The following is a 26,420-nucleotide window of genomic DNA, read 5'->3' as shown; positions in this document are numbered from 1 at the left end:
AGTATGTAGCGTGAGTCCTCATGCGGAAGATTGTCCTCATGATGGGGGTCTCCCTCGACGGATACATCGAGGGACCCGAGCGGCAGATCGACTGGCACGTCGTCGACGAGGAGCTGCACCAGTACTTCAACGACGAAGTCCGCACGATGGGCGGATTCCTGAGCGGCCGCGTCACGCACGAGCTGATGGCCGACTTCTGGCCGACCGCCGACGCCGACCCAGCGAACACCGGACCGATGGCCGAGTTCGCCGGCATCTGGCGGTCCATGCCGAAGTACGTGTATTCGCGCACCCTGCCGCAGACCGAGGCACGCTGGAACACCACGGTCGTCCGGGACGTCGTACCGGCGGAGGTCGCCGCGCTCAAGGCGGCCCCAGGCGGTGACCTGGCCCTGAGCGGGGCCGAGCTCGCCGCCTCGTTCCTGCGTCACGACCTCGTGGACGCGTACCACCTCTGTGTGCACCCGGTGCGGATCGGGCGCGGCAAGCCGCTCTTCCCGCAGGTCGACTTCGACCCGGTGCCGCTGCGCCTGGAGGGCACGCGCACCTTCGGCAACGGCGTCGTACTCCTGCGCTACGGACGGCCGTAGGCCCCGGGCGTCTGTCCGAAGGCCTTGCGGAAGACGTCGATGAAGGCGCTCGCGGACGACCACCCGCAGCGGTGGGCGACTGCCGTCACCGGCGTGCCGACCGCCAGCAGCCGCAGTGCCCGGTGCAGTCGCAGCTGGGTGCGCCACTGCGGGAAGGTCATGCCCAGCTCGGCCCGGAACAGCCGGCTCAGCGTCCGCTCCCCCGCCCCGGCTCCCGCCTGTGCGGCGAGCGCGGCCAGCCCGCGGGGGTCCGCCGGATCGGCGTGCAGCAGCGCGCACACCGCCGCGAGCCGCGGATCGGCCGGGGCGGGCAGGTGCAGCGGCTGGAGCGGCGAGGCCCGCAGCTGGTCGAGGAGTACCGCGAGCAGCCGGCGCCGCTCGGGGCCGGTGTCCTCGGGGGCGCGGGTGTAGGCCAGGATCAGCTCGCGCAGCAGCGGGCCGACGGCGATCACGGCCGGCGCGTCCAGGCACGGCGGGTTGACCCGGGCCGGCAGGCCCACCGAGTGCAGGTCGGTACGCCCGAAGGCGCGGTGTTCGTGCACCGTCCCGGCCGGGATCCACAGGGCACGGGTCGCCGGGGCCACCCAGGTGCCGGCGTCGGTGGTGATCGAGAGGACCCCGGAACCCGCGTAGGCGATCTGGTGGTCGTCGTGGCGGTGGGGATCGATCCCTTTGCCGGTGTCGAGCTCGCGGATGCTGGTCGCGGCCCTCGGCGTGTGGCGGATGCCCTGCTGGCGGTTCTTCTGCATCACCAGGCAATTTATCGGAAGCGCGACACCTGTGGCGAGGGCGATCCTCGACCGGTGAAGCCAGTGATCAGAACAACTCCGGTCCGGCGCCGCACCGCCGCCCTCTCGGCAGGCCACGCGTGCGTGGACGTCTACCAGGGCGCCGTCGCCGCGCTCGTGCCCTTCCTCGTGGCGGAGCGCGCGTACGGGTACGCCGCCGCGTCCGGCATCGTGCTCGCCGCCTCGTTGCTCTCCTCCGTGGTCCAGCCGCTGTTCGGGATGCTGGCCGATCGCCGCCCGATGCCCTGGCTGATACCGCTGGCCACCTGCGCCGCCGGGCTCGGCATCGCACTGGTCGGGCTGGACGCCGGCTATCCGGCCACGGTGGCCGCCGTGGCCCTGTCCGGGCTGGGCGTCGCCGCCTACCACCCGGCGGCCGCCCGGCTGGTGCGCACCACGGTGGGCGGGACCGGGCACACGGCGATGAGCTGGTTCGCGCTCGGCGGCAACACCGGCTTCGCCTGCGCGCCGCTGCTGGTGGCCGGCGCCCTGGCTGCGCCCGGGCCGGCCGGCTGGTGTCTGCTGGCGCTCCCGGCGGCCCTCGGGGTACTCCTCAACCGGCCGCCGGCCCGGACCGCCGCGGCCGCCTCCCCCGCCGCCGGGCCGGAGAAGGCCCCGGCGACCGCCCCGGAGGAGAACCGGCCCGCCTTCCTCCGCCTGTGCCTGGTGGTGATCGTCCGTTCCGTCGTCTTCATCGGCCTGAGCACCTTCGTCGCCCTGTACGTACGCGAGCGCGGCGGCGGGGAAACCGCGGGTGCCGTGGCGCTGTCCGCCCTGTTCGCGGGCAGCGCGGGCGGGACCCTGCTCGGCGGCCGGCTCGCCGGCCGCTGGGGCCGCGTGACCACCGTGCACCGTGCCTACGCCGCCGCCGTGCCCGCCGTCGCCGGGATCCTCTTCCTGCCGCTGCCGCTGGTGTACCCGTGCGCGGCGCTGGCCGCCGCCGCCCTCTACGTGCCCTTCTCGCTGCAGGTCACCCTGGGCCAGGACTACCTCCCCACCCGCATGGGCACGGCCGGCGGGGTCACCCTGGGCCTGACCGTCAGCGTGGGCGGCCTCGCGAGCCCGCTGATCGGCGCTGCCGCCGACGCCGCTTCCCTGCGCGTCGCCCTGGTGCCGCTGGCCGTCCTGCCGGTACTCGCGTGGGCGCTGGCCCGGCGGCTGCCGGAGCCGGTCTCCGCGGCCGTACCGGGACCCGTACCGGAGCCGGACGGCGCCGCGTGAGTATTGCCGGCCGCCGAGGTCGACCCGCCGTTCCCGCGGAGGGGTGGGGTCAGTCGCGGGGGCGGCTCCGGTGGGCCCGCCAGGCGGCCAGGGCCTCGGTGCGGGCGCCGTCGGGGTGGTGTGCGTGCCAGTCGCGCAGGAAGCGGTTGAACTCGAACTGGGCGGCGACCTCCTGGGGTTCGGCCGCCCTCGCGCGGGTGGCGTGCCAGTGGGCGACGGCTTCGGCGAGGGTGCGGCCCGCGCCCTGGGCCACGTACTCCCGCATGAAGGCGTCGAAGTGGAAGCCGGGCCCGATCTCCCGGACGAAGAACTCCCGGAGCACCTGGCTGCACCGCTGGCCCTGCGGGATCACGGTCGTGCGGTCGACGGGGCGGGCGAGCTGGCGGCCGCCCCTGCGGGCGGTGGGGGCCTGGGGCGCGGGCTCGGGCGGCAGGCCGTCGAGCGCGGCGGCCAACCGGGCCGTGACGGCGGCCTTCCCGCCTCCGGCCGACAGGCCCATCGCGCGCGCCAGCGCGCTCAGCTCGGCCAGCGTCCAGTACCAGCGGGCCAGCTCCGCCCCGGTCAGCGCCGGGGTCGGAGCAGGCCGGAACTCCCCCACATTCGCATACATGTTCGGATTATAGAGCCTTGCGACTTTGCCCGAATGTCCAATAATGTCGGGAAAATGACTGCTGACCCGAACCGCCTCGCCCTGGGCGAGGACACCGCCCTGGTCGTCATCGACTTGCAGAAGGGCATCCTGGACCTGCCGATCACCAGGCCCGCCGCCGAGATCCTCAAGAAGGGGATCGCGCTCGCCGAGGCGTTCCACGCCCGCAAGCTGCCCGTGGTCCTCGTCAGGGTGGCCTGGTCCCCCGACGGTGGTGACCTGCCCACCGCCAATGTGGACCGCCCGGGCCCGGCCGCCGCCCCGCCCGCAGCGTTCTCCGAGATCCCGGCCGACCTCGCGGCCTTCGCCGACGTGGTGGTGACCAAGCGCCACTGGGGCGCCTTCACCGGTACCGAGCTGGACCTCCAGCTGCGCCGGCGCGGCATCCACCGCATCGTCCTGGCGGGCATCTCCACAAGCGTCGGCGTCGAGTCCACCGCACGGACGGCCTGGGAGCTCAGCTACGACCTGGTGTTCGTGGAGGACGCCACCGCCGACACGGACCCCGACTCCCACGCCCACAGCTTCGGCAAGGTCTTCCCGCGCATCGGGAAGGTCAGCGCCACCGACGAGGTCATTGCCGCCCTGGATCGCTGACGGGATTCCTGGCCGTGGCGGGGGCGGCCACTTCCAGCCAGACGCATTTGCCGTCCGGCTTCGGCTGGGAACCCCAGCTGCGCGCCAGCCGGTCCACGATCAGCAGCCCGTGCCCGCCGGGCTGCCCGGACCTCGAGGCCGACCGCGCCCGCAGGGGGACCGGCGGCGCCGGGTTCCCGTCGGTCACCTCGATCCGCAGCCGGTCGTCGTCGCAGTCCAGCAGCAGCGCGCCCGGCCCGCCGCCGTGCAGGCAGGCGTTGGCCACCACCTCGGACACCAGCAGGAGGACGTCCTCGGCCGTGTCCCTGTCCTCCGGCGTGGCGGCCGGGAGCCAGTGCCAGGCGGCCAGCGCCCGACGGGCGAATTCACGGCTGCGCGTCACGACGTCGGTGGCCCCCTCCAGTACCAGGTACCAGGTGCGGTCGGGTGACCCCCGCTCCTCCATGACGCTCAGACTCCTCCGTGTCGACATCGTGGCGCATCCGACTCCGCGCGGCTGCGTACCCGTGCAGCCCGGATCCGCCGGCTAGCCGGGCGGACCGGTCCCCCCGCTCAGTGCTTCGGCCACATCGGCGTGCACAGGGAAGACCCCGTCCGCGCCGGTGATGTGGAACATCCGGGCAACCGACCCGCGCAGCCCGGTCAGTTCCAGGCTGCCGCCGGCCTCCTGCGCCGAGAGCCTGCTGTGCAGCAGCACGTTCAGGCCGGTGGAATCACAGAAGCCCAGCCGCGACAGGTCCACGACGAGCCGGCCGCCCTGGGTGACAGCCTCGTCGAGGGCGTCGCGCAGGGGCTGCGCCGTGTCGTGGTCCAGCTCCCCCGCCAGCTCGAGGACGACCCCTCCGTCCACGGTCTGCACCCCAACGGTGAAGCGTTCGTTGTCCGCTCCCGGAATCATCCGGCATCACCCTTCCCGTCCTGCTACCTGCACCTTCCCAGAAGCCACGGAGATACGCCTCGACGGCGCATGATGTGCCGGGTGGCGGGCAGGGGCGGTGACGGAAGCCAGTCGAACCTGCGGTGCCCGCGTACCGCCGGCGGAAGGACATTCCCATCATGGACAAGGAACAGGCCAAGGCGAAGGCCAAGCAGGCCAAGGGCAAGATCAAGGAAACGGCCGGCGATGCGACGGACAACCCGCGCATGGAGACCGAGGGCACGGCGGAGAAGATGACCGGCAAGGTCCAGGAGACGGCCGCGAAGGCCACCGAGCGGATGAAGCGCGAGAAGCGCTGACCGCCCCCTCCTCGAATCGGCCGACGGCACCCCGGACGCACCGCGTCCGGGGTGCCGTCGCGTGACGGCCGGATTCTGCCGCCGGTCCCGATTGGCCTGTTCCGGCTGGTGACACGCGGTCGAGTGACCCCGTATCCATGACGATGCGTACCCGGGGGGATCCGGCTCGCACGTCGACCGACAGGACAGGCGCCCCTGGGGCGCCGACACGACATGGGGTGGCACGCGGTGTTAGCCAAACGGGCGAGATCCACGACGGCCTACGGTGTCCGACAGCACGCTCCCGACGCGGACCGCCCCAGGTACCTGATCCTGGGCCCGGTAGAGGTGCACCTCGCGGGCCGCCCGTGCACCCCCACGGCCCTCAAGCGCCGGGCCCTGCTCGCCCTCCTGCTGCTGCACGCCAACAAGACCTTCTCCGTGGACACGCTGATCGACGAACTCTGGGACGGCCGGCCGCCCAGATCCGCCGTGGCAGCCCTGCAGATGTACGTATCGGGGCTGCGCCGGACGCTGGACCCCGGGCACAGCCAGGGCGGCCGGGACGCCCGGCAGCACCCCCTCCTCCGTACCGCCGGTTCCGGCTACCTGTTGCGCGTGGGGCCGGGAGAACTGGACCTGGACGGATTCCGCAAGGCGGCCGCGCTCGGCCGCGGCCTGCTCGCCTCGGGGGACTGCAAGGGCGCGGGAGAGGAGTTCCGCAACGCGCTGGCCATGTGGCGCGGGTCCCCGCTGGGGGACCTGGGCCAGTCGGGACTGCCCGCGCACTACGGCGTGCGGCTGGAGGAGGAACGCCTGGCGCTGGTGCACGACCGGATCGGCGCGGACATCTGCCGGGGCCGCGCCCGCGAGGTGGTCGGCGAGCTGGAGGAGCTCTGCGCCCGCCATCCGCTGCGCGAGGTGTTCCACGAGCAGTTGATGCTCGCCCTGGCCGACACCGGGCGGCGGGCCGGGGCACTGGACGCGTACACCCGCGCGCGGCGCGCGGTCGTGGAGAGCATGGGCATCGAGCCCGGCCCCGCGCTCCAGGCGGCGCAGCGGACGCTGCTGGGCGGCGGACGGCCCGCGAACGCCGGGCACGAGCGGTGTCTCCGCGGCTAGACGCTGTCGTGAGCCTTGGCGACCAGGGCCCGTCAGCCCAGCAGCCAGTCGAGCCTCCGCCGGTAGTAGACGAGCGGCTCGCCCTCGCCGAGGCCACAGTCCCCCACCTCGCCCACCAGGATCACGTGGTCACCGTGGGGGAACACCGCCCCGGCCCGGCAGTTCAGGTACACGGGCACGCCGAGCAGCCGGGGCACCCGGTCGTCCCAGCTCCACGGCAGACCGGCGAACTTGTCCTCCGCGCCGCCGGCGAAGACAGCGGCGAGGGCGGCGTCCGCGGCGCCGAGCAGGTGGACCCCGAAAGGCGTGCCCGGGCGCGGGTCCAGCTCGCGGCAGGTCCGCGAACTGCGGGCCAGTGCCACCAGCACGGAGGGCGGCCGCACGCTGTACGAGCAGACCGAGGACACCAGCAGCCCGCACGGCCGGCCGTCGGCCCGCCGTGCGGACACCACGGCGACCCCGGACACCAGGCGTGACATCGCCTCGGTGAACCGCTCCGCGAGCGGGCCCTGCTCCGGCAGGGCCCGCTCGTGCCTGCCCGGATCCTGCGCGGCGTGGTCCTGCCGGGCCCGGTCGCGCGGGGCCCGGCCCTGCCGGAGGCTCATCGTCCTATCCGGCCGCGAGGAGGCAGGAGTCCCGGTGGCTGAGCGCGTCGGGGTCCTCGGTGGCGGCGAACACCGCGTCGAAGTCCGCCGCCGCCTCGGTGAAGCGGCCCGCCGCCTCGTGGACCACGGCCCGGTTGAAGCGGAACTCGGGGCGGTCGGCGAGCTCCACGGCGCGGTCGAAGTCCGCCGTCGCCGCGCCCAGATCACCTGCGGAGTAGGCGAGTTCGGCCTTGACGGCCCAGGCCTCGGCGAGCTTCGGATCGCTGCGCAACGCGGCCTCGACGGCCCGGGCGGCTTCCGCCGGCCGACCGTCCTCGGCCAGCAGGCGCCCGTGCAGGCAGAGCAGATGCGGGTGGCCGGGGGCCAGCGCGAGTCCGGCGGCCACGCTGTCCAGCGCCGCCTTCGTGTCACCGAGGTCGTCCAGCACACCGGCGCGGCCGAGCAGCGCCTCCACGTGCCCGGGGTCGAGCTCCAGGGTGCGGTCGAAGTCGGCGAGCGCGCCCTGGGCGTCGCCCAGTTCCATCCGGGCGTCACCCCGGTTGTAGTACGCCTCGGGGAAGGGCGGTTCGAGGCCGAGCGCCGTCTCGTAGTCGGCGATGGCCTCTTCGGTGCGGCCCAGCTTGCGCAGGATGTTGCCCCGGTTGAAGTAGTGGTCGGCGAAGTCGTTGTCCGCGTCCATGATCTCGGCGTAGTCCTCCAGGGCGGCCTCCAGTCGGCCGCTCATGCCGTTGACCTGGGCCCGGTTGTAGCGCAGCCCGACCCGGTGCCAGGTCCGCTCGCCGAGGCCGAGTTCCCGGTCCAGCCGTTCCATGCCCTCGTCGAGCAGCCGGAGCGCCTCGTCGGGCCGCCCGGCCCGGACCTCCACCAGGGCGAGGCCGTTGCGGTTGAACACCGAGTAGAAGGCGCGTTCCTTGGGGTCGGGCAGCAGGTCCGCGATGGCGATGGCCAGGTTGACCCAGGCGCGGGCCTTGCGCTCGTCCCGGCGCTCCTCGGGGTAGTGGCGGGCGTAGAGCATCCCGATCTCGTAGGCGAGCTTCATGTGGTGCGCCGGATCGGTGGTGGCCGTCCGCGCCTCCTCCTGGAGGACCGCCGACTCGTCGGGCCGGCCCGCGGCCGCCAGGCACACCCCGGTCTCCCGGATGAAGACCCACCACAGGTCGGGGCGCTCCGCCGGGTCCACGGCCCGTCGGCCCGCCTCGCCCAGTTCGGCGGCCGCGTGGTAGAAGCCCAGGTACTTGCACCGGTCGAGCGCCCACCGCAGGGCGTCCAGTCCCGCGCCGCCGGGGTCGCCGCCGCGCATGAGGTGGTACGGCAGGGCGCCGAGCCTGAGCGAGGCTTCGCCCGCCTCCACCCGCTCCGCCAGTTCCGCGGCCCGCCGGTCGTGCAGGGCGGCCCGTTCGGCGGGGGCCAGTTGCTCGTACGCGGCGAGGAGCCCGGGGTCGTCGTCGGCTCCGTCGGCGTCCACGTACCGCTGTGCCGCCATGGTCCCGGCGGACACGGCCTCGGGGACGGGGCCGGGGCCGGGGCCGGGGTCGGTTCCGGTGATCCTGGTCGTGTATGCCTCTAGCGCGGCGGGCAGCGAGACGGAGAGCGTGCCCGGCGGATCGACCAGTTCCTCGGCACCGGAGCACACCACGAGGGTGAGCAGGCCGGCCGGGATCCTCCGCACGGCCGCCGCCAGGAACTCCTGGTCGGTGGCGTCGGCGTGCTGGACGTTCTCCACCACCAGGGTCCGCGGCCCGTCGCCGAGATCGGCCAGCGCCGTGAGGAGGAAGTCGACCAGGCCGTGTGCGACCCGCAATGAGTGCAGTCGTGCCGGGTAGCGGCTGACCTCGCCGGGAGCCGACGACTGCTGTTCCAGGGCGCGGGTGATAGCCGGTACCAGCGGCTTCAACTCCGGCGTGCTCTCCTGGAGTTCGATGTAGTGGCGGCCGGCGAGGGCGGGCCGGCGGCTGAGCGCCTGCGGGGCCACGGCCCGGAGCAGGCTGCCGGCCGCGGTGTACGGACCGCGCAGCCGCCGGTGTGCGTCCACGACCGCGAGGAGGGGAGGCAGTTCGAGGCCGGCCCGCAGCCGGTCACGCTCCGAGCGCTGCGGAGCGGAGATCCAGTAGTGGCCGCTCATGGGCCTGCCTTTCACAGAGTGGCCGTCGGGGGACCCGTCCGGGCGTTCCCTCGGGCGATTCAGGCGATGACGTGGTCGAGCCGGGACCGCCGGCTGCGCAGGCGCTCCCTGACGGCGATCCAGAGGGCGAGGCCGACCTGGGCGAAGGTCAGCAGCAGGAAGACGGCGGAGTCGAGCAGGAGGACCCAGTCCGCCCGGTGGCCCGCGCCGAAGCGGTCGAGCGAGGCGGTGATCATCTGCCAGAAGACCGGGCCGAGTCCCAGCAGGAACGTGCTCAGGCTGATCGTGTACCCGGCGAGGATCAGCCAGGAGTACCAGCGCGCCACCCGCCGGTCCACGGGGTGCCACGCGTCCTCGTCGACCAGCAGACGGGTCCGCCCCAGCAGGCGGTTGAACCGGTTGCGGAGCAGGCGTACGGATGTGGTGTGCAGGTCCACGCAGCCGAGCGCGGTGGTGATCAGCACGTACACGTCCGTGCGCAGGTAGAGGAAGAACTGCCAGAGCAGCCGGATGACCGCGGCGAAGGCCACGGCCAGGCACACCCGGCCGGCGAGCGCGGTCCCGCCGTCCGGCCCCAAGACATCGGCCACCGTGATCAGCAGGCTGATCAGGACGACGTCGGCGACCATTCCGGCCAGGATCGGCAGATAGCGCTTGCGGCGCTCCACGGCGACCAGGCCGTCCAGGGAGGTCTCGACCACGAGGAAGTAGAAGCGGTACGACATCCGGGTCCGGGAGCGGATGCCGAGGCGGCGGCCGGCCAGCGCGTGGAACAGCTCGTGGACGGCGATGAGCGGGACGGCGACGATCAGCAGGACCACGTTGATCACCGCGTAGTAGTCGCTGAACAGCAAGTCCCGCGCGGTCGGTACGAGACCGGGCTCCAGCAGCATGCGCAGCACCGCCCAGGCCGTGATCGCGCCGTAGCAGATCCAGGCCGCCCTTGAGAACACCGCCCGTCCGAGCCGCTGCCAGCGCACCGGCTCCGCCGCGGCCGGTTCCTCGTCCGCGGCGCGGACGAAGCCGAGTTCGTACAGGGCCTCGACGACGTCGGTGACGTCGGCGCGCTCTCCGTACTCGGCTTCGTACCAGTCGGCGGCCTGCGCGGGTGTGGCCCCCTCCTGCAGACGGCGTACCAGCTCGGCGCCGTCGGGCGGGAAGATCGCGTAGGAGTCGGTGTCCTGACGGCCGATGGTGACCTCGCCGCCGTCCTCCAGGTAGACCAGCGGGTGGAGCGCCAGCGGCGCGTCGTCGGAACTGCGGAGATCGTGGTCCGCCATGGCGCTGCTCCCTCTCTTCCTGCTGCCTCTCTTCCCGCTCCCTCTTTTTCTGCTCCCGGGGCTCCTCCCGCTCCCCCGGGTGGCGCCGGGCCCCGGCCGTGGCCGGGGCACCGGCGCCGGACTCACCTGACGCGGGCTCAGGCGGGGTTCGGGTAGACCGAACAAGCGGAAGACGTGAGGCGGACGGGGCCGGCCTTACGGATCTGGATCTTCTTCATCTGTGCACCTCCTTCGCAGGATCGGGGTTCGTGCTCCCCATCCTGGAGAGGGCCTCCAAAGCTTCTCCATACGTCCGCCAAATTCCCTTCACACGACCGGTACGGCCGTGTGAAGGGAGGGGCGGACGGCGGGAGGCGCGCTGTCAGGTGCGCTGTCCCGCCGTCCGCGTTCTCAGGAGGCCGCGACGCGCAGCGCGTCGGCCCGTTCGCCGGCCCAGGTGAGGGCGACGGGTGCGGTGGACGGCGGGGCCGGGGTGGCCAGCCATCCCAGCAGGGCGTCACCGCGGGTGACGACGACGGCGGCGGAACCCGCCGGCAGGTCCAGCTCCCAGCCGCCGTGGGGGCCGGTGATCCGGTCGTCTCCGTCGGTGGGGTTGAAGGCGCCGGTGATCCGTACGGCGCCGGGGCCGGTCCGGCCGAGTACGACCGCCCGCCGGTGCTCGGACGTACGGCGCGTCGCGCCTGCCGAGGGCAGCGCCGCGACGAACGCGGCGACCGCTCCGTCGGCCGGGGCACCCGCCGCGAGCCTCAGCTCACCGGGTACCGCGGGGGTGTCCGGCGCCCCGGGGCCGTCCGGGGCACCGGCACGCAGGATCCCGATGGGGATCCCCTGGCCGTCCCCGGCCTGCCGGGAGTGCTCGTCGAGCCATCCCAGGCCGATCAGCCGGCCGCGGTCGCGCAGCTGGTCCCGTACGGCGTCGGCGAGTTCCCCGAGCGGGGTACGGCCGTCGCGCTGCCAGGCACCGGCCTCGGGCAGCGTCCGGTCGACGAGGACCAGCGCGTCGCGCTCCAGCTCGCTGTCGAGGAGCAGGGCGCCGAAGCGGTCGAGGAAGGCGGCCAGCAGCCGCAGCCCTTCCGCGTTAGGGGTGTGCGCGCCGCCCTCGGTGAGCGGGGCTCCCGGGCAGTACGGCGGCGCGTGCAGGGCAGGGTCGACGCCTTCGGCGCGCAGTCCCGCGGGGTCCATGTCCACGAGGCCGCCCCAGTTGCCCGCGGCGCAGGCGGTGTAGACGCTCACCGTGGTGGAGCCCAGGAGCAGCGCCAGCAGCGCGTTGAACACCGGGGTGCGCGGCTGGGCGTAGCTCTCGTCGGTCCAGGTGAAGCCCCAGTTGGCTTCGACCACGTCGGTGTCGCCGAGCAGGATCCCGGTCAAGTGGGAGGAGAAGGCCTCGGTGTCGCGGGCCGGGTTTCCGACCCACTCGGTGTGGCCGGCCAGGTGCCGGGAACCCTGGACGGCGCGCTGCCGGGCGGCCCACGCGTCGAGTGCTCCGGGAGCCGTGGTGCTCGCCAGCGGTACGTTGGCCAGTCGGGCGGGACCGGCCGGGAAGAGGGCGGAGATCCGGTCCCACAGGCCGACGATGGCGTGGCCGCACCACTGGGACCACAGCACGCGCAGGGCGCCGGTCCACCGGTCGAGGTCCTGGGCCGCGTGTGCGGCCTCGGCGGCCAGGCCGCGCCCGGTGAGCCAGTGCGCGAAGGCCTCCCGGGCGGCCGGTGAGGCGTCCTGGGCGTCGACGCGGAGGTTGGCCTCGCCGGCCATGCCCTCGTTGCCGAGCTGGAGCGCGACCACCGGGCCGTGGGGCGCCGCGGCCTTGGCCACGACCTCGTCGGCGACGGCACGCAGCCAGGTCTCGGCCTCGGCCCGGACCGCGGGGTCCAGCAGGCTGGGCAGCGGCTTGTTCTGGGAAGTGAGGACCGCTCCGGTCAGGCCGCGGTACGGGGTGTGTGCGGGGCCGCAGAGCCGGTCGGGCAGTCCGCCGAGCTGGACCTCGGCGTGGATGAAGGGGCCGGGTTTGAGGAGTACGGCCAGGTCCGCGCGGGCGGCCAGGTCGAGGAGCCCGGTCACGTCGCGCTGGGGGTCCGTCCGGCCGGTGAAGTCGAAGGTCCGCTCCGCGCCCTCGCCGGTCTCGTGGAACCGCCAGGGCAGGTAGCAGGAGACGACGTCGACGCCTAGCCTGCGCAACTCGCGCAGGTTGGCCGCCCAGTTGGCGGGGTCGGCCCGGTAGTACGGGTATTCGCCGATGACGACGGGACGGCCCGCGGCCGGGACCAGGGCGTCGTGGATCCGGGTCATGCCGCCGCCCCGGGGTGCGGGGGTACGAGGACGACCTTCAGCGCGGTGTACTCGGCACCGGGGACGGCGGCCAGCGCCCTGAACGCCTCTTCGTGGTCGGCGAGGGGGAAGCGGTGGGTGACCACGCGTTCCAGCGGCAGGGTCCGGGCGAGTTCGATGGCCTTGGGGAAGATCTGGCTGTTGTAGTCGCCCGCGCCGATGATCTGCAGGCCGCGCTGGAGCAGGGTCAGCGGGCGCACCGTGGCGGAGGCGTTGCTGTTGAAGCCCATGATGACGACCCGGCCGCGCAGTGCGGCGTAGCCGATGCTCTGCTCCAGGAGGCTGCCGACGGAGTCGACGACCAGGTCACCCCGCTCGGCGAGTTCGCCGTCGTCGGGGGTGTGGACGGTGACGCGGCCGCCGAACTCGGGGGCGTCGAACACCTCGCGGTCGAGCCGTCGGCGCACCGGGTCGGGTTCCACGAGCAGCACCCGGGCCCCGTACAGCTGGGCGGCCATGGCGGTGACCACGCCCATGGGCCCGCCGCCGACGACGATCGCCGTCTCGCCCGCGGCGAGCCGTCCGGCTTCCAGGTTGTTGAGGGCGCAGGCGAGCGGCTCGACGACGACGGCGCGGTCGAAGCTCATGCCGTCGGGTATGGCGTGGCAGAAGAGTTCGGGGAGCCGGATGAACTCCGCGAAGGAACCGTCGTAGTCCAGGCCGACCTCGGTGCCCGTCTTGTGCCCGCAGAAGTTCAAGTGGCCTTCGAGGCAGGTGGGGCAGGTGCCGCAGTAGAGGGTGGGGTTGACGATGACCCGGTCGCCCACGGCGAAGCGGGTGACTCCGGGGCCGGTGGAGTCGACGATTCCGACGGCCTCGTGGCCCATCACCACACCGGTCTCGGCGGGGAACTTGCCGACGAGGACGCTGCGGTCGGTCCCGCAGATCCCGCTCTGCGTGACGCGGATGACGACGTCATCGGCCCGGCCGGCCTCGGGCTTCGGGTGGTCCACCAGGGCGAGCGTGCGGTCGGGGCCCAGCGTCAGCGCCTTCATGATGTCTCCCTCGTGGCCGGGGTGGTGGTGCCGCCGAGGTCCCAGTGGACGGCGTCGAGCAGCTGCTTGTGGAGTTCGGGGGTGGAGGCGGCGATGCACGACTTCTGGTTCATGGGGCCGAGGTCAACCAGGGAGGTGGGGCCGAGGTCGTCGCCGTAGGCGTCGGTGATCACCACCCCGGCGAGGCGGGCGAGGTAGACGGCGGCCGCGATGTCGTAGGGGAAGAGGTGCAAGATCGAGCCGCGGCCTGCGCGCAGGAAGTCGACCTCCGTCTGCGGGTGGTCGCGCAGGACCCGGTTGCCGATGTCCACGAAGGCGTCGAGCTGGCCGGTGATGATGCGCGAGATGGAGAAGGTGCTGCTGTTGAAGACGAAGATGCCGCCGGTGTTGGCCGACCGGTCGACCAGGTGGGCGTAGGCCTCGGTCATCAGCCGCATCGGGTGGCCGTTGAACTCGATCGACCAGAACATCGTGGCCAGGTCGGTGTTCCGGCTCAGGCGCGGCACGGGAGTGCGGAAGCCGCCGCTGGAGAGGCCCTCCTCCTCGTCCCCGTAGATCCAGGCGCCGCTCTTGATCTCCACGAGGCAGGCGGCGTTGACGTCGGCGAGGGTGGGCGCCCCGTCGCGGTAGGGGGCGGCCGCGATGGACACCATGCCCATCTCCAGCCCGGCCGAGGTGGGACGGGTGCCGTCGATCGGGTCGACGACGAGGAGGACCTGCGGGTCGGGCGCGAGCTCCACGTACGATCCGTCCTCGGTGTAGAGGGCGAGCGGGATCCCGGCGTGTGCGCGCAGGTAGTCGATCACGGCCCGCTCGGCCACCTCGTCCACGTCGAACTGGGCGTCGCCGCCGGGCGAGTCGCCGTGGACCTGGCGGGCCAGGCCGCGGTCCGCGTAGTGGAGGAGTTCGGAGCGGACGTGCCCGCCGAGTTCCGTCAGCAGCTTCTTCAGCTCCTGCTGCCCCTTCATCGGGTCAGCTCCGCGAGGAAGAGGTTCTCCAGCTTGTCGCAGATCTCGTCGGCCTGGGCCATCGTGAGGATCAGCGGCGGGCGGATCTTGAGGACGTTGCCGTAGCCGTAGCGCGAGGTGCGCAGGATCAGCCCGTGCTCCATGGCCTTGTCGGCCAGGTGGTTGGTCAGTTTGACGGCGGGCTTGCCGTCGAGCTCGGCGATCTCGAAGCCGATCATGAGGCCGACGCCGCGGACGTCCACGATGGCCGGGTAGCGGCGCTGCATGTCGCGGAGGCGTTCCATGATGTGGTCGCCGGTCCTGGTCACGTTCGCGAGGAATTCCGGCCGGCGCACGATGTCCAGCGTGACGTTCGCGGCGGCGGCCGCGAGCAGGTTGGAACCGTAGGTGAAGGAGTGGTGGTTCGCGGGGAGTCCGGCGAGCCGCTCGTTGGTGATGATGGCGGCCACCTGCGCGCCCGATCCGCCGAGGCCCTTGGCGGTGGTGATCGCGTCCGGCTCGACGCCGAAGTGCTGGGCGGCGAACATGTGGCCGGTACGGCCGATGCCGGTCTGGATCTCGTCGAAGATCAGGGCGATCCCCTGCTCGTCGCAGAATGCCCGGAGTTTTTGCATGTAGCCGTCCGGCGGGACGATGTTGCCGCCGTTTCCGGATATCGGCTCGATCAGGACGGCGGCGACCCGGCCACTGCTGGCGTAGTCGACGAAATCCTCCAGGCGGTCGACGCACATCATTCCGCAGGTGTCCTTCTGCTGCCCGTAGAAGCAGCGGAAGCAGTACGGGTCGGGCACTTGGAGGCTGCCCGGGAAGAGGTTGGGGAACGGTTCGCGGCGGAACGAGTTGCCGGACATCGAGGTCATCATCATCGTCTGGCCGACATGGCTGCGGAACAGGGTGATGACATCGGATTTGCCCGTGGCGAGCTGGGCCATCTTGATGGCCCCCTCATTGGCGGCCGAGCCGCCGGACACCTTGGGGTGCACCTTCGTCAGTCCGGCCGGCGAGGTCTCCACCAGCCGCCGGACGAGCCCGTTGATCGGGTCGCTCTGGTAGGAGGAGGTCAGGTGGACCAGCTTGTCGAGCTGGTCCTTCATGGCCGCGATGACGGCTGGGTGGGAGTAGCCGAGGCTCAGGTTGAACGTGGCCGACGCGCAGTCGAGGTAGCGCTTCCCGTCCTCGTCGTACAGGTAGACGCCCTCACCCCGCTCCATCTTGCGCTCGCTGACGGGGTAATAGAGGTGATCGGTGACAACGGTGCTGGCCATTTTTCCTTCTCACGCAGGTAAGGGAAAGACGTCAAGACTGTGAGAGCAATGCATGATTCATCCAAAGGGGCAGGGAACTGGCGGCCGCCGTACCGGAGGTCGATTAACCGGTGGCGGCGGCCCGGTTTGTTTACCCGGTCAGATCGGGTATCGGCGCCTGCTCATTCATACGATCACATCTCAAGTGACGCTGGCAAGTGCCAATTCGGGACATGCGAGTCACTTCGCGTACCGGGAATTTCAGCCAGTCAATAGCGCGGCGAGCGCCCCGGTGGAGGTGAAGACATGCCCCCGCAAGCCCAGTTCACGGGCCGCCACGACGTTGTCCGTCCGGTCGTCCACGAAGAGGATCTCCCCGGCGGGCAGCCCCAGTTCACGTACGCACCAGGCGTAGGAAGCGAGCTCGGGTTTGGCGCTGCCGATGCGGCAGGAGAACCCGACGACCGCGAACAGGTTCAGCCACGGCTCGTATGTCTCGTACCGGACGGCCAGTTCCTCGGGGATGTTGGACAGCAGCCCGAGCGTGAGGCCCTGGCCGGCGAGGGCGCCGAGCAGGTCCACGCACTCCTGGTCGACCTCGCTCCAGCTCGCCACGTCGGCCGCGATCAGCTCGGCGGTCAGGCGTTCGTCGAGCGGGATGTCCAGGGCGTCGCAGACGCCTTTCCAATAGGCGGGACCGGAGACGTCCCCGCGGTCGTACGGGGCGCGCCGCGACCAGTACGCCGCCCAGAACGCCTCGCGGTCCGCGCCGGCCGTGCGCTCCAGCACGGCCTGCGACGCGGGCGACTGGAGGCGGGCGATGACGCCGAACATGTCGAAGAGGACGGCTCTCACGGCGCTCATCCTTGGGCTCCTCGCGTCGGGACCGCGTCCGGGCTGGCCTCGGTGTCGTGATCGGCGCCGGGGGCGGCGGCCGGGGCCGCGTCGGGGTCGGGGGCGTTCCTGCGCAGCCACACGCTGAGGACGGCGCAGACGGCGGCGAGTACGAACAGCACCAGCGGCGCCGCCCGCACGTCCATCGTGTCGATCACCCCGCCCAGCAGCGGCGGGAAGGCCACACCGCCGATCATCGAGGCGGCGATCACGTACGCCCCGGCCGCGGCGACGCTCGGTACGGCCCGGTTGAGCCAGGGCAGGCAGGTGGGGAAGATGGGCGCGATCATCAGGCCGACGCCGAAGTACGCGTACGGGGCGAGGGCCGGGACGGTCGCGAGCAGCAGGAAACCGGCCATGCCCGCACAGCAGACGGTCAGGATGGACGGCGCGGACCAGCGCAGGCTCAGCGGGACGATGACGAACCGGCCGATGGTCATCGCCGCCCAGTACGCGGAGGTCGCGGTGGCCGCGGTGGCCGCGCCGTAGCCGACCGCCTCCAGATGGGTGGGCTCCCAGCCGCCGACGCCGGTCTCGATGGCCACGTGCAGGACGTAGACCCCGATGAACGCGGCGATGACGGGCAGAACGCGCGCTCCGCCCGTCCCGCCGGCCTCCGCGGCGGCCGGCTCCGGCTCCCGGGCGGCCACGCCGCCCAGGGTGAGCAGGATGAGCAGGCAGACGACGCCGATGCCCACGAAGATCTCCGGATAGCTCTCCGCCCCGAGCCAGCCGACGAGGGCCGGGCCGGCGATCGCGCCCACCCCGAAGTGGCCGTTCAGCAGGTTCAGCATCGCGGTGCTGCGGCGTCCGAACCCGATGGCGAAGAGCTGGTTGAGACCGTAGTCGATGCCGCCGAAGCCCAGTCCGATGACGAGGGTGCCGGCCAGGGCCAGGATCCAGCTCGGCGAGAACGCGAAGACCGCCGCGCCGGCGGCCATGAGCAGGTACGAGCCGCCCAGCAGCGTGCGGTTGCCCAGCCGCCCCCGCAGCACGTGGTAGATCAGCACTCCGAGCAGCGCGCCGACGAAGTGGGCGCTGAGGCTGAGCCCGGCCACGGCGGGGCTGATGCCGAACTCGTCGCGCAGTGCCGGGATCGCGGGGCCGTACAGGGCCTGCAGGGCGCCGATCACCACGAAAGCAGCACACGAGGCGACGATCGCGACGGTGCTGAGCAGCGGTTTCGCCTTCTCGGACGGTTGGGCCCCATGGGTGGCGGACATCGCTCTCCTCATCGTTGCTTGATCGAAGGAACATTCATGATGTTCATTAGAGCCCCCACATCACACACAGCGAGGAACTTTACTCATATTTGATGTTCGTTGCCACAGAAACCGTGTGCACTCCCGTCCCCGACGGGCTCCTCCCTGTGCTAAAAGCAGACACATGAACGTGATGGAGAGACACAGGTTCGTGGTCGCGCTGCTCATGAAGGAGAACCGCGCGACCGTCGCGGAGCTGGCCGCGGCCACGGGTGCGTCGGAGATGACCATCCGCCGCGACCTGGAGGTACTGGAGTCCCGCGGGGCCCTGCGCCGGGTGCGGGGCGGCGCGGTGAGCAGCCTGCCGGGCGGGGTCGAGCCGCCGTACGCGGTCCGCGCCATGTCCGGCGCCCAGGCCAAGGAGCGCCTCGCGGCCACGGTGGTGAAACTGCTCACCGACGGCGAGACCGTCGCCCTGGACACCGGCACCACGGCCGTGGCCGTCGCCAAGGCGATGGCGGGCCGGAAGCTCACCGTCACCCCGCTGTCCCTGCACGCCGCCTTCACTCTCTCCGGGCATCCGGGCATCCAGCTCGTGCTGCCCGGGGGCCAGGTGCGCCCCGAAGAGCTCTCCTTCTACGGCCGCACACCCGTCCAGACGTTCCAGGACCTGTGCTTCGACACCTTCATCCTGGGCTGCTGCGGCGTCGACCCGGTCCAGGGCGCCACCGCGTACAACCTGGACGACGTACAGGTGAAGCGGGCGGCCGTGGCGGCCGCGCAACGGGTGATCCTGGTGGCGACCGCCGACAAGCTCGGCCGCGCGGCGCTGGGACGCATCTGCACGATGGAGCAGATCGCGCTCATCGTCACGGACGCACCGCAGGACTCGCCGGTGGTCGAGGAACTCCGGTCCCGGGGGGTGGAGGTGGTCCACCCGGCGGACGCCTGAGCCCGGCGGGGAAGAAGCCGCCGGGCCCGGTTCAGCGCAGGTCGGCCCGCGCGGCGGTGCCGTCGAGGAAGCCGCCCGACTGGTGCTGCCACAGCTTCGCGTAGGCGCCGTCCGCGGCGAGCAGTTCCTGGTGCGTGCCCTGCTCGACGATCCGTCCGCGGTCGAGGACGACGAGCTGGTCCATGGTGGCGACCGTGCTCAGCCGGTGGGCCACCACGAGTGCCGTCCGCCCGTCCATGAGCCGCCACAGCGCGTCCTGGACGAGGATCTCGCTCTCCGAGTCGAGGGCGCTGGTCGCCTCGTCGAGCAACAGGATCGGCGCGTCGCGCAGGATCGCCCTGGCGAGCGCGACCCGCTGGCGCTGTCCGCCGGACAGCTTCACCCCCCGCTCGCCCACCATGGTGTCGAAGCCGTCCGGAAGGGCGTCGGCGAACTCCGCGACGTGCGCGGCATCGGCCGCGCGTCGGATCTCGGCGTCGGTGGCGTCCGGCCGGGCGAACGCGATGTTGTCCCGCAGCGTGCGGTGGAACATCGCAGGGTCCTGCGGTACGTAGGCGATCAGGCTGCGCAGGTCGGCCTGGCGCAGCCTGCTGATGTCCTGACCCCCGATCAGGATCCGGCCGCCGTCGATGTCCGTCATCCGCAGCAGCAGCCGGCTGAGCGTGGTCTTGCCCCCGCCGGACCGGCCGACCAGACCGATCTTCGCCCCGCTGGGCACGGCCAGGTCGAGGCCCTCGAAGAGCGGCTGCGCACCAGCGTGGGCAAAGTCCACCCGCTCGAAACGCACGTCGGCGGCCTGCGACCGCAGCGGCTCCGGCGCCACCGGGTCGAGCACGGTCGGCGGAGTCAGCAGCAGTTCGGTGAACTGCGCGGCCTCCGTCATCGAGCTCTCCAGGCGACGGTAGATCTGGTTGAACTCGAACTTGATGCGTAGAAGCGTTTTCGCAGTTCAGGCAAACCTTCGGATCGTCGGCGGTCAGCAAACCGTCAGCATCAGCATCCGTGGAGGCCGCGCATGGCAACCAAGCAGCTTGCCCGAGGGATGGGTTCCTACTTCAAGGACTGCGGACACGCCATGTCCAGATGGGCGAACTGCCCGCACTTCTACAAGGTCCGCTACAGAGGCGCCGCCGGAAGCCAGGTCGAGGAGTCGGGGTTCGAGACCTCCGACGAAGCCATCGACCGACTGACCAGTGTCTACAAAGCGAGGAAGGCCTCCTCCCCTGCGAACGAGGCGAGCCAAGCCAAGATCGAGCGCATCGAGAAGTACGGCCAGATGCGCTTCGAGGAATACGCCGCCGAGTGGAAGGCCGGTCAGCGTCACCTCGGTCCCGGGACAGTTGTCAGCCTCGACTCGCTCCTCCAGCACCACATCTACCCCGCCGTCGGGAGTCGGCGGATGAGCACATTCGATCCCAAGGTCGTGGACAACTTCATCCGGACGATGGAGCGCAACGGCATCGGCCTAGCAACACAGTCCAACGCATACGACAAGCTGAAGTCGATCCTCCTCGACGCGCACCGCTTGGGCATCTTCGAGGACAGCCCCCTCCTGGGCGTCAGTCCACCCCAGTACGACCCCAAGCGCGCCGTCATCCCCTCACCTGAGCAGCTCCGCGCCCTACGCCGCAGGGGAGACGACGTCTTCCAACTAATGGTGGAACTGATGACGGGCTGTGGCCTCCGCAACGGCGAGGCCGCGGCGGTCAACCTCAACAGCATCGTGGCCGACGACGTCTACCGCGTCAGCGAGCAAGTCAACCAAGTCACCAAGCAATACGACCGCCTCAAGCACCGCAAAGTCGGCGAGTACCGAGACGTGCCCCTTCCCCAGCGGACCAAGGAACGTCATCGAGTCGTACGCCGAGCAGCACGGCACCACCGACGGTTACCTGCTGCGGCATCCAAAGGACTCCGGCCGCGCCTTCCAGCCCTACCTCTTCCAGAACCAGTGGCAGCGGCTCAGGAGAGGAGGTGAACTCGACATACCCGAAGGCATGGTCATCTACAGCCTCCGTCACTTCTTCGCCTCGAACTGCCTCACGCACAACATCCCCATCACGGACGTCGCCGAGTGGATGGGGCACAACAACATCGACATCACCTTCAAGATCTACCGCCACCTCATGCCCGGCTCGGTCGGCACAGCCGCCAAACTCCTGGACGCCGGGCTGGCTGCGTGACGCGCGGTTGCGCCGGCACGAGCACCTTCCCGGAATCAAGATGCGCCCCCGGGTCCACTGTCCGGCTCCTCCTACATAGCCGATGATCCCCGGTCAGCCAAACCGGGGTTTTTTCGCATCCTGGATCTAACGACGTCCTAGCCGACAGGAGGGCCAGCACGCCCGCACAGTTCATGACCGCGAAGGAACTTGCAGTACATCTGAACATGTCCCTGCCCTGGGTCTATCGAGAGGCCGCGCGCGCAGGTCTGATGCCGTACAAGTTCGGAAACGGTCGCAACGCGAAGATCCAATTCAAGGTGTCCGAGGTTCAAGTCTGGATCGGCCAGCAGAAGGTTCCCTCTGCGTTGTAACTCCTCCCTGACAGTCATAGACACAACTCACAGCAGAGGATTATTCGCAAGGTGACAACGAACAAGCTGGTCCGCGGGATGGGAACTTTTTTCAAATCCTGCGATCACCTACAGGCCAGGTGGTCCAAGTGCCCACATGACTACCGGATTCGGTTTCGCGACGCATCCGGGCGCCAGATCCAAGAATCGGGCTTCGGCACCCAAGAGAAGGCCATCAGGCGACTCACGGAAGTCTACGACACAAAGAGAAATAGGTCGCGAAGCCAGGCGAAGATAGAACGCATCGAAAAATACGGGCCGATGCGATTTCGCGAGTACGCCGCCGAGTGGAGAGCAGGGCAGCGCCATCTAGCCGAGTCTTCAGTTAGACACCTCGATTCTTTGCTCGACAACCACCTGTTGCCGGCTCTGGGCGGGCGGCGAATGAACAGTTTTGACCACAAGGTCGTCGAAGACTTCATTCGCAACTTGGAATCCGCCGGGATCGGCGCAGCAGCACAATCGAACGCCTTTGATAAGCTCGCATCCATCTTGCTTGATGCACATCGCCTAGGGATATTCGAAGATAACCCTCTGCATGGGGTCAAGGCTCCTCAGTACACGCCGAGCCGCAGTGTCATCCCGGATCCGAGTCAGCTGACAGCACTACGTTCCAGCGGTGACGACACCTTCCGGCTACTGATCGACTTGATGAGCGGATGCGGGCTGCGCAATGGTGAAGCCGCTGCGGTCAACATCAGCAACCTGGTCGCGGACGATGTCTATCGGATCACCGAGCAGGTCAACCAGACCACCAAGAGGTACGGACCGCTCAAACATCGAAAGCCTGGGGATTACCGCGAAGTTCCACTCCCCCCGCGCGTCAGGGACACAATCAACTGGTTCGCCGAAAAGCACGGAACCAATGACGGCTATCTTCTCCGGCACCCCAGGGACGCCGCTCGCCCATTTCAGCCGTATCTCTTTCAAAACCAATGGCAACGGCTCAGGAAGCAGCACGGTTCACCTGCCCCCGCCGGCCTGACAATCTACAGCCTCCGACATTTCTTTGCCTCGAACTGCCTGAGCAATGGAATCCCGATCACAGATGTCGCCGAATGGATGGGACATAAGAATATAGACGTCACTTTCAAGATCTACCGGCACCTCATGCCCGGGACACTCGGCCAGGCGGCCAAATTGCTTGACCTCGGCCTGGCGGCCTGAGACCGGGCATCACGCGGTGCGCAACGCACCAACCCGCCGTGGGTGCCGCACCGGTTTCCCGAAATCCCGGTGCCCTGCGGTGGGTCCGCCGCGCTGTCCAGGACAGCGCTCTACGCCATGAGATGGTCACGCCGCAGCCTCCAAGGCGATCTGGACGCGCGCTGATGCAGAGCGTCCGGGTCCAGCCGTCCAGTTGGGGGACGGTGTGGTCCAGGAGGAGGATCAGCGGCCAGTGCCAGAGGTAGACCCCGTAGGAGAGTCCTCCGAAGCGGGTGAGCGGCCTGCTGCCCAGTGTCCGGGCGAGTGGGGTGGCCAGGGCGTGTGCGAGCAGGGCGATGAGCGTGGCGGCGAGCGCCGAGTGCAGGAGCAGGCCGCCCTGGAACAGGAATGGCTGTCCGGTGCCGGAGGCCAGTGCCCAGCTGGCGGCCGGCAGTCCCGCCGGAAGGAGCACGAGGCGGCCCGCCGTCCGGGGGACAGCGTCGCGATCCGCGTCCGTAGGGCCGGCATGGCGGCGAGCGCTCCGAGCAGCAGGCCGAAGGCGCGGGTGTCGGTGCCTTCGTAGACGCGTGTGGTGTCGACAAGGTCGAGGAGCAGGGCCATCAGGGCTGCCGAGGCCAGAGCTCCGACGAGTGCGGTGACCGCGAATCGCCCGGAGCTGGGGGCTGGGCGGATCACACAGGACGTTCGTGTTTCGTCACAGGATCCGCCACCCGAGGTCCTTCTCGCCTCGCCTAAGGGCGCCGATTCGTCGCTCGACCTCGTCGATACTGCCGGGCGTGTGACCACTCTTTCGTGCGTTGGTCGTGATCATGCGGAGTTCCCTGAGGTCACGGAGCGTTTCGTAACCTGACCACTTCGTCACGTCGAATCCGTACGCTGCGGCGAAATCGTCGTAGTGCGGCTTGCCGTACCCGAATCGGCGTGAGTGGACCTCGACCGTGACGAGGTCCCATTCGGGTTGGCCGATCGCCGCCGTGTCCCAGTCGCATAGGACCACCGACTCCCCGGCCGCGTGCAGGGCGTTGCGGTGTTGCGGGTCTCCTTGGATGACGCCCGGTTGGCACTCGAAGGCGACCTCGCCGAGCGCCTCCTCAAGCTGATCAACGCGGGAGGACAGAAATCGAAGATCGGAGGCCGGCAGCGTCGAGGTGGCTGAGATGGATCGCCGGATCGCGCGTACGTTGTCGTGCTCCGGGAGGTCGAAAGGTGGATGGTCGAGGGTGTGGAGCATCTGGAGCGGTTTGGCCAGTTGCTCCGCGGCCACGGAGGCTCCCGACTGGGGCAGGTAGGCCCAGAACGTCACCGAGTGCCGTCGGTCGACGAGGACCGGCTGGTCGCATTCGAGAAGAGGCACTGTGGGAAACCCTGCGTCCATCAGCCAGCGAGTGAACCGCACCGTGCGCTCGACGGCTTCGGGCGGGGTGCCGATCCGGGCGATCTTGGCAACGACGGGGTGGCGGGAGAGGCGCAGGACGGCGTTGGTGTGTCCTCGGAGGACATGGGCGCCCTCGGCGTCCAGGCCGACCGTCGTGCAAGCCTGGTGCAGGATGCTTCGCATGTCCGCTTCGGTGTAGCCGCCGGGTGCTGTCCGCAGTGCAGTCATGGGGTCAATCTGTCTGACGATAGGCCCAACTGTCACTTCGGTCCGCCGGGGATAGCCAGAAGTTCACGCAGCTCCATGGCCGCACGCGTCCTCCCGTTCGACCCCGGCAGGCTCTCGATGACGCCGCGTGCTCGCGCGCTGATGATGGGGGTCCGGTGCTCTTCCGGAACCTGAAGAAAGACGGCTGCGGCCAACTGGCAGGCCTCGGTCCCGCTGCGGTCTCTAGCCAGGCAGATGGCTGTCTCCAGTCGCAGGAGGGCTGGGTCAATCCCCGTCGTGACCGGGTAGAGGGCGATGGCTTCGCTCTGGGTCTTCATCGCCGCCGAGCTTCGGCCCAGGGCGGTGTACGTGCCGCTGAGATAGAGCAGGTACCGGCGCCGGGGGAAGGCGAAGGCATCGTCATCGGCCCCGGTGGCAAGGCGCTCGTAGATCGTCGCCACTTCTCGGAGCCGGAGCTCGGCTTGGGCGCTGTCGCCGATCTGGGCCAGCGCCCTCGCCTCCGCCATCGTGGCGAATGCTGCTGTTGCGGTCGGCCGGCCCCGGGTGAGGAGTCTTGCCTCGCGGGCGAGTGCGATGGCGGTATCGAGGGGGCCGTAGTAGTACGGCAGCATCGCGGCCTGTGCCCGGACTCGAGCGCGTAGGTCCAGGTTGCCGCTCTCCTCCGCGGCGAATCGGGCGGTCTCGTACCAGACGCCGCTGCGGCGCAGGTCGCCGAGTTTCATGAGGGAGTCGGCGATCAGCGTGGCCAAAAGGGCCGTCATCTCGGTCAGGCGGACGTGCACGGAGGTCGTCTGCCGCTCGCGCACCAGGCCCTCGACGTCGTCGAGCTCCTCCAGCAGCTGGGTCAGCATGGCTTCTGGGGGCGTGTACAGGTACTGCCTCCGGAGGAGTAGGAGTCGCTCGTCCAAGAGGTCGATCTGCCCGCCGGCGACCGTGCCCGCCGCGAGAGCCGAGTTCGTCGACCGTCGTGCGGCATCAACGCGGTCTGCCAGTGACGAGGGGCTCGCAACGGCAGGTACTGGGAGCAGCGCCTCCTCGGAGGGGCCGGCGGACGGCGGCTCGCCGGAGAGACCGAGTGCGCGTGGCGTGGCGCCGTAGTACGCACACAACACGGAGACGACGGCCCTTCGTGGTTCTCGCCCGCCGGTTTCCCAGGAGCTCAGCTGGTCGCCTTCGACCCGAGGCCCTTCGGGGTCGTGGTTCAGAGCCAGGGTGCGGACCTCTGCACCAGCGACGGCCAGCGTCTTGCCCAGGGCCAGGCGGTAGGCCCGGAGACGCGAGACTCCGCAGTGCTGGTGGATCAGGTCGGCGATGTCGTGATGGGACCGCCCAGCCTGCTCTTCGCGGACACGGATAGCGCGCGCACAACTTGGCCGGTGAGGAAGCGCGGGTGTCGTCACGTGGGCTCCGATCAAGGGGCACCGCCCAGCAGCGCCTCGGGTTCCCCCGATTCTCCGGCGGATGCGCCGGAGAAACCGTGAGATTCCCAAAATCTGTCCCCGCATGCGCCGGATCCGGCGGGTGCGACGGTTGAGGCCCAGACGGGCCGTGGCGACTCTTACCTACTGCCTGAGCCTGATGGGGCCTCAGGAGTCCAATCCACGTAACGGAGGGGTCGTTCGATGTGCAGAAGAGATCCTTCGAACCGTACGACCAGCGCACCGCGAGGCCACCGCGGGCCACCTTCTCTATGCGGCCATTTCGGTGCGGAGTTGACTCAGCGCCAGGCAGCCGCCGAACCGGCGACAGGAGGTGGGGCGCTGTGACACCGCTCCAGACCGCCCACTGGCCACCGATCAGCAAGAACGTCCCCGGCCTTCTGTTCGCCTACGAGAGCGTGCTGGCTTGGCCGCTGATCCTGGGGACCGGAATCGTCTCCGCCGGGCGCGCACTCTCGCTGATGCAGGAGGCGCCTGGTCTTGAACTACAGACGACCTGCTCCGCGTTCGACGCGGTCATCGTGCCCGCCGCCCTGGGTTCGGATCTCCTGGTCCTCGCCGACCGCCGAGACCAGACCCTTCCTCCCATCCCCTCCCTTGCGTACAGAAGCGGCGAGAAGGTGCTGCTCGTCGCACCAGACACCGCAAGGCCCCTGATGGGGGTGGCCGGTGTGCGCGTGGAGTCGGGCCCAGGTGGCCGTATCACTCTCCCGCCCTCGGGCGGATCGCGTTGGGACACCTGGCCCTGGGCATCCAGCGAGCCGAAGCCCGCCACCTTGACCAACGGTGTCTGCCTGATCCCGCTCCTGCGGACGGCCATGGCCAGCGCGTCCGCCAGCTAGCCCTTGAATCCCAGCCCCCGCC

General features: G+C 70.4%; 26 protein-coding genes and 2 pseudogenes. 10 read left to right on the top strand and 18 right to left on the bottom strand.

All coding sequences use genetic code 11. From position 1 onward, the window contains the following. Positions 1-20 precede the first annotated feature (20 nt). The gene (locus AB0D48_RS16385; RefSeq protein WP_362396285.1) at positions 21-590 is read left to right on the top strand and encodes a dihydrofolate reductase family protein; all 570 of its coding nucleotides are present in this window, start codon (positions 21-23) and stop codon (positions 588-590) included. Here the strand turns inward: AB0D48_RS16385 and AB0D48_RS16380 are convergent. After that, entirely contained in the window at positions 575-1,339 is a 765-nt protein-coding gene (locus AB0D48_RS16380; RefSeq protein WP_362396282.1) for a helix-turn-helix transcriptional regulator, read from the bottom strand. The genes AB0D48_RS16385 and AB0D48_RS16380 overlap by 16 nt on opposite strands. A 54-nt stretch (positions 1,340-1,393) precedes the next feature. Between AB0D48_RS16380 and AB0D48_RS16375 the strand changes: the two genes are divergently transcribed. Beyond that, a complete protein-coding gene (locus AB0D48_RS16375) occupies positions 1,394-2,599 on the top strand; it encodes an MFS transporter (protein WP_362396280.1) in 1,206 nt (401 codons plus the stop codon). 49 nt (positions 2,600-2,648) lie between these two features. Here AB0D48_RS16375 and AB0D48_RS16370 read toward each other — a convergent pair whose 3' ends face one another. Continuing rightward, complete coding sequence (locus AB0D48_RS16370; RefSeq protein WP_362396277.1) at positions 2,649-3,209, bottom strand: DUF6434 domain-containing protein; 561 nt, start codon at positions 3,207-3,209, stop codon at positions 2,649-2,651. A gap of 54 nt (positions 3,210-3,263) precedes the next feature. Here AB0D48_RS16370 and AB0D48_RS16365 point away from each other — a divergent pair, with 54 nt between their 5' ends. Beyond that, a complete protein-coding gene (locus AB0D48_RS16365; RefSeq protein WP_362396274.1) occupies positions 3,264-3,845 on the top strand; it encodes a hydrolase in 582 nt (193 codons plus the stop codon). Here the strand turns inward: AB0D48_RS16365 and AB0D48_RS16360 are convergent. After that, positions 3,823-4,290, bottom strand: a complete 468-nt coding sequence (locus AB0D48_RS16360) for an ATP-binding protein (protein WP_362396271.1) — start codon at positions 4,288-4,290, stop codon at positions 3,823-3,825. The genes AB0D48_RS16365 and AB0D48_RS16360 overlap by 23 nt on opposite strands. Before the next feature lie 81 nt (positions 4,291-4,371). Continuing rightward, on the bottom strand, positions 4,372-4,743 hold the full coding sequence (locus AB0D48_RS16355) for an STAS domain-containing protein (protein WP_362396268.1): 372 nt from the start codon (positions 4,741-4,743) through the stop codon (positions 4,372-4,374). Between the two features lie 155 nt (positions 4,744-4,898). Here AB0D48_RS16355 and AB0D48_RS16350 point away from each other — a divergent pair, with 155 nt between their 5' ends. After that, positions 4,899-5,081 carry a CsbD family protein gene (locus tag AB0D48_RS16350; RefSeq protein ID WP_362396529.1) on the top strand — a complete coding sequence of 61 codons (183 nt, stop codon included), beginning with the start codon at positions 4,899-4,901 and terminating at the stop codon, positions 5,079-5,081. A gap of 327 nt (positions 5,082-5,408) precedes the next feature. Next, entirely contained in the window at positions 5,409-6,182 is a 774-nt protein-coding gene (locus AB0D48_RS16345) for an AfsR/SARP family transcriptional regulator (RefSeq protein WP_362396265.1), read from the top strand. A 32-nt stretch (positions 6,183-6,214) separates the two neighbouring features. Here the strand turns inward: AB0D48_RS16345 and AB0D48_RS16340 are convergent, their stop codons facing one another. The 9 genes from AB0D48_RS16340 to AB0D48_RS16300 all read right to left on the bottom strand — a co-directional run bounded on the left by AB0D48_RS16340 (position 6,215) and on the right by AB0D48_RS16300 (position 17,841). Then, complete coding sequence (locus AB0D48_RS16340) at positions 6,215-6,787, bottom strand: flavin reductase family protein (protein ID WP_362396262.1); 573 nt, start codon at positions 6,785-6,787, stop codon at positions 6,215-6,217. A 4-nt stretch (positions 6,788-6,791) separates the two neighbouring features. Further along, positions 6,792-8,909: a tetratricopeptide repeat protein gene (locus tag AB0D48_RS16335; protein WP_362396259.1), complete on the bottom strand. Its 2,118-nt coding sequence runs from the start codon at positions 8,907-8,909 to the stop codon at positions 6,792-6,794. Positions 8,910-8,968: 59 nt separating this feature from the next. Then, on the bottom strand, positions 8,969-10,189 hold the full coding sequence (locus AB0D48_RS16330; RefSeq protein WP_362396256.1) for a hypothetical protein: 1,221 nt from the start codon (positions 10,187-10,189) through the stop codon (positions 8,969-8,971). Between the two features lie 390 nt (positions 10,190-10,579). After that, entirely contained in the window at positions 10,580-12,478 is a 1,899-nt protein-coding gene (locus AB0D48_RS16325; RefSeq protein WP_362396253.1) for a beta-galactosidase, read from the bottom strand. Next, positions 12,475-13,512 (bottom strand): alcohol dehydrogenase catalytic domain-containing protein, encoded by a 1,038-nt coding sequence (locus AB0D48_RS16320; protein WP_362396250.1) that lies wholly within the window; start codon positions 13,510-13,512, stop codon positions 12,475-12,477. Before AB0D48_RS16320 ends, AB0D48_RS16325 begins: the two co-directional genes overlap by 4 nt. Further along, the gene (locus tag AB0D48_RS16315; protein ID WP_362396247.1) at positions 13,509-14,480 is read right to left on the bottom strand and encodes an inositol monophosphatase family protein; all 972 of its coding nucleotides are present in this window, start codon (positions 14,478-14,480) and stop codon (positions 13,509-13,511) included. The genes AB0D48_RS16320 and AB0D48_RS16315 overlap by 4 nt, the downstream gene beginning before the upstream one ends. Then, positions 14,477-15,745, bottom strand: a complete 1,269-nt coding sequence (locus AB0D48_RS16310) for an aspartate aminotransferase family protein (RefSeq protein WP_362396244.1) — start codon at positions 15,743-15,745, stop codon at positions 14,477-14,479. Before AB0D48_RS16310 ends, AB0D48_RS16315 begins: the two co-directional genes overlap by 4 nt. 240 nt (positions 15,746-15,985) lie before the next feature. Further along, entirely contained in the window at positions 15,986-16,588 is a 603-nt protein-coding gene (locus AB0D48_RS16305) for an HAD family phosphatase (RefSeq protein WP_362396241.1), read from the bottom strand. After that, positions 16,585-17,841 (bottom strand): MFS transporter, encoded by a 1,257-nt coding sequence (locus AB0D48_RS16300; RefSeq protein WP_362396238.1) that lies wholly within the window; start codon positions 17,839-17,841, stop codon positions 16,585-16,587. The genes AB0D48_RS16305 and AB0D48_RS16300 overlap by 4 nt, the downstream gene beginning before the upstream one ends. 163 nt (positions 17,842-18,004) lie before the next feature. On the opposite strand from AB0D48_RS16300, the gene AB0D48_RS16295 reads away from it, so the two are divergent. Next, positions 18,005-18,772 (top strand): DeoR/GlpR family DNA-binding transcription regulator, encoded by a 768-nt coding sequence (locus AB0D48_RS16295; RefSeq protein WP_362396235.1) that lies wholly within the window; start codon positions 18,005-18,007, stop codon positions 18,770-18,772. Between the two features lie 31 nt (positions 18,773-18,803). On the opposite strand, the pseudogene AB0D48_RS16290 reads toward AB0D48_RS16295, so the two are convergent. Continuing rightward, positions 18,804-19,703, bottom strand: a pseudogene (locus AB0D48_RS16290) (ATP-binding cassette domain-containing protein); the annotation flags it as partial. Between the two features lie 745 nt (positions 19,704-20,448). Here AB0D48_RS16290 and AB0D48_RS16285 point away from each other — a divergent pair. The 3 genes from AB0D48_RS16285 (at position 20,449) to AB0D48_RS16275 (ending at position 22,514) form a co-directional block, all read left to right on the top strand. Continuing rightward, positions 20,449-20,955: a site-specific integrase gene (locus AB0D48_RS16285; protein ID WP_362396232.1), complete on the top strand. Its 507-nt coding sequence runs from the start codon at positions 20,449-20,451 to the stop codon at positions 20,953-20,955. A 173-nt stretch (positions 20,956-21,128) separates the two neighbouring features. Then, positions 21,129-21,308: a helix-turn-helix domain-containing protein gene (locus tag AB0D48_RS16280; protein ID WP_362396229.1), complete on the top strand. Its 180-nt coding sequence runs from the start codon at positions 21,129-21,131 to the stop codon at positions 21,306-21,308. A gap of 51 nt (positions 21,309-21,359) precedes the next feature. Then, the gene (locus AB0D48_RS16275; RefSeq protein WP_362396226.1) at positions 21,360-22,514 is read left to right on the top strand and encodes a site-specific integrase; all 1,155 of its coding nucleotides are present in this window, start codon (positions 21,360-21,362) and stop codon (positions 22,512-22,514) included. On the opposite strand, the gene AB0D48_RS16270 is transcribed toward AB0D48_RS16275, so the two are convergent. The 4 genes and pseudogenes from AB0D48_RS16270 to AB0D48_RS16255 all read right to left on the bottom strand — a co-directional run. Continuing rightward, positions 22,456-22,965 (bottom strand): acyltransferase family protein, encoded by a 510-nt coding sequence (locus tag AB0D48_RS16270; protein ID WP_362396223.1) that lies wholly within the window; start codon positions 22,963-22,965, stop codon positions 22,456-22,458. The two genes, AB0D48_RS16275 and AB0D48_RS16270, sit on opposite strands and share 59 nt — an antisense overlap. A gap of 243 nt (positions 22,966-23,208) precedes the next feature. Beyond that, positions 23,209-24,117 carry a phosphotransferase gene (locus AB0D48_RS16265; RefSeq protein ID WP_362396220.1) on the bottom strand — a complete coding sequence of 303 codons (909 nt, stop codon included), beginning with the start codon at positions 24,115-24,117 and terminating at the stop codon, positions 23,209-23,211. Positions 24,118-24,149: 32 nt separating this feature from the next. Beyond that, positions 24,150-24,968, bottom strand: a complete 819-nt coding sequence (locus AB0D48_RS16260; protein WP_362396547.1) for an XRE family transcriptional regulator — start codon at positions 24,966-24,968, stop codon at positions 24,150-24,152. A gap of 240 nt (positions 24,969-25,208) precedes the next feature. Then, a pseudogene (locus AB0D48_RS16255) lies at positions 25,209-25,622 on the bottom strand (hypothetical protein); the annotation flags it as partial. Between the two features lie 257 nt (positions 25,623-25,879). Here AB0D48_RS16255 and AB0D48_RS16250 point away from each other — a divergent pair. Continuing rightward, on the top strand, positions 25,880-26,398 hold the full coding sequence (locus AB0D48_RS16250; RefSeq protein WP_362396217.1) for a hypothetical protein: 519 nt from the start codon (positions 25,880-25,882) through the stop codon (positions 26,396-26,398). Positions 26,399-26,420 lie beyond the last annotated feature (22 nt).

The sequence above is a fragment of the Streptomyces sp. NPDC048269 genome, assembly GCF_040652395.1.
Classification (GTDB): Bacteria; Actinomycetota; Actinomycetes; order Streptomycetales; family Streptomycetaceae; genus Streptomyces.
The sequence above is the reverse complement of the archived record's forward strand: the minus strand, read 5'-3'. Positions and strand labels throughout refer to the sequence as shown.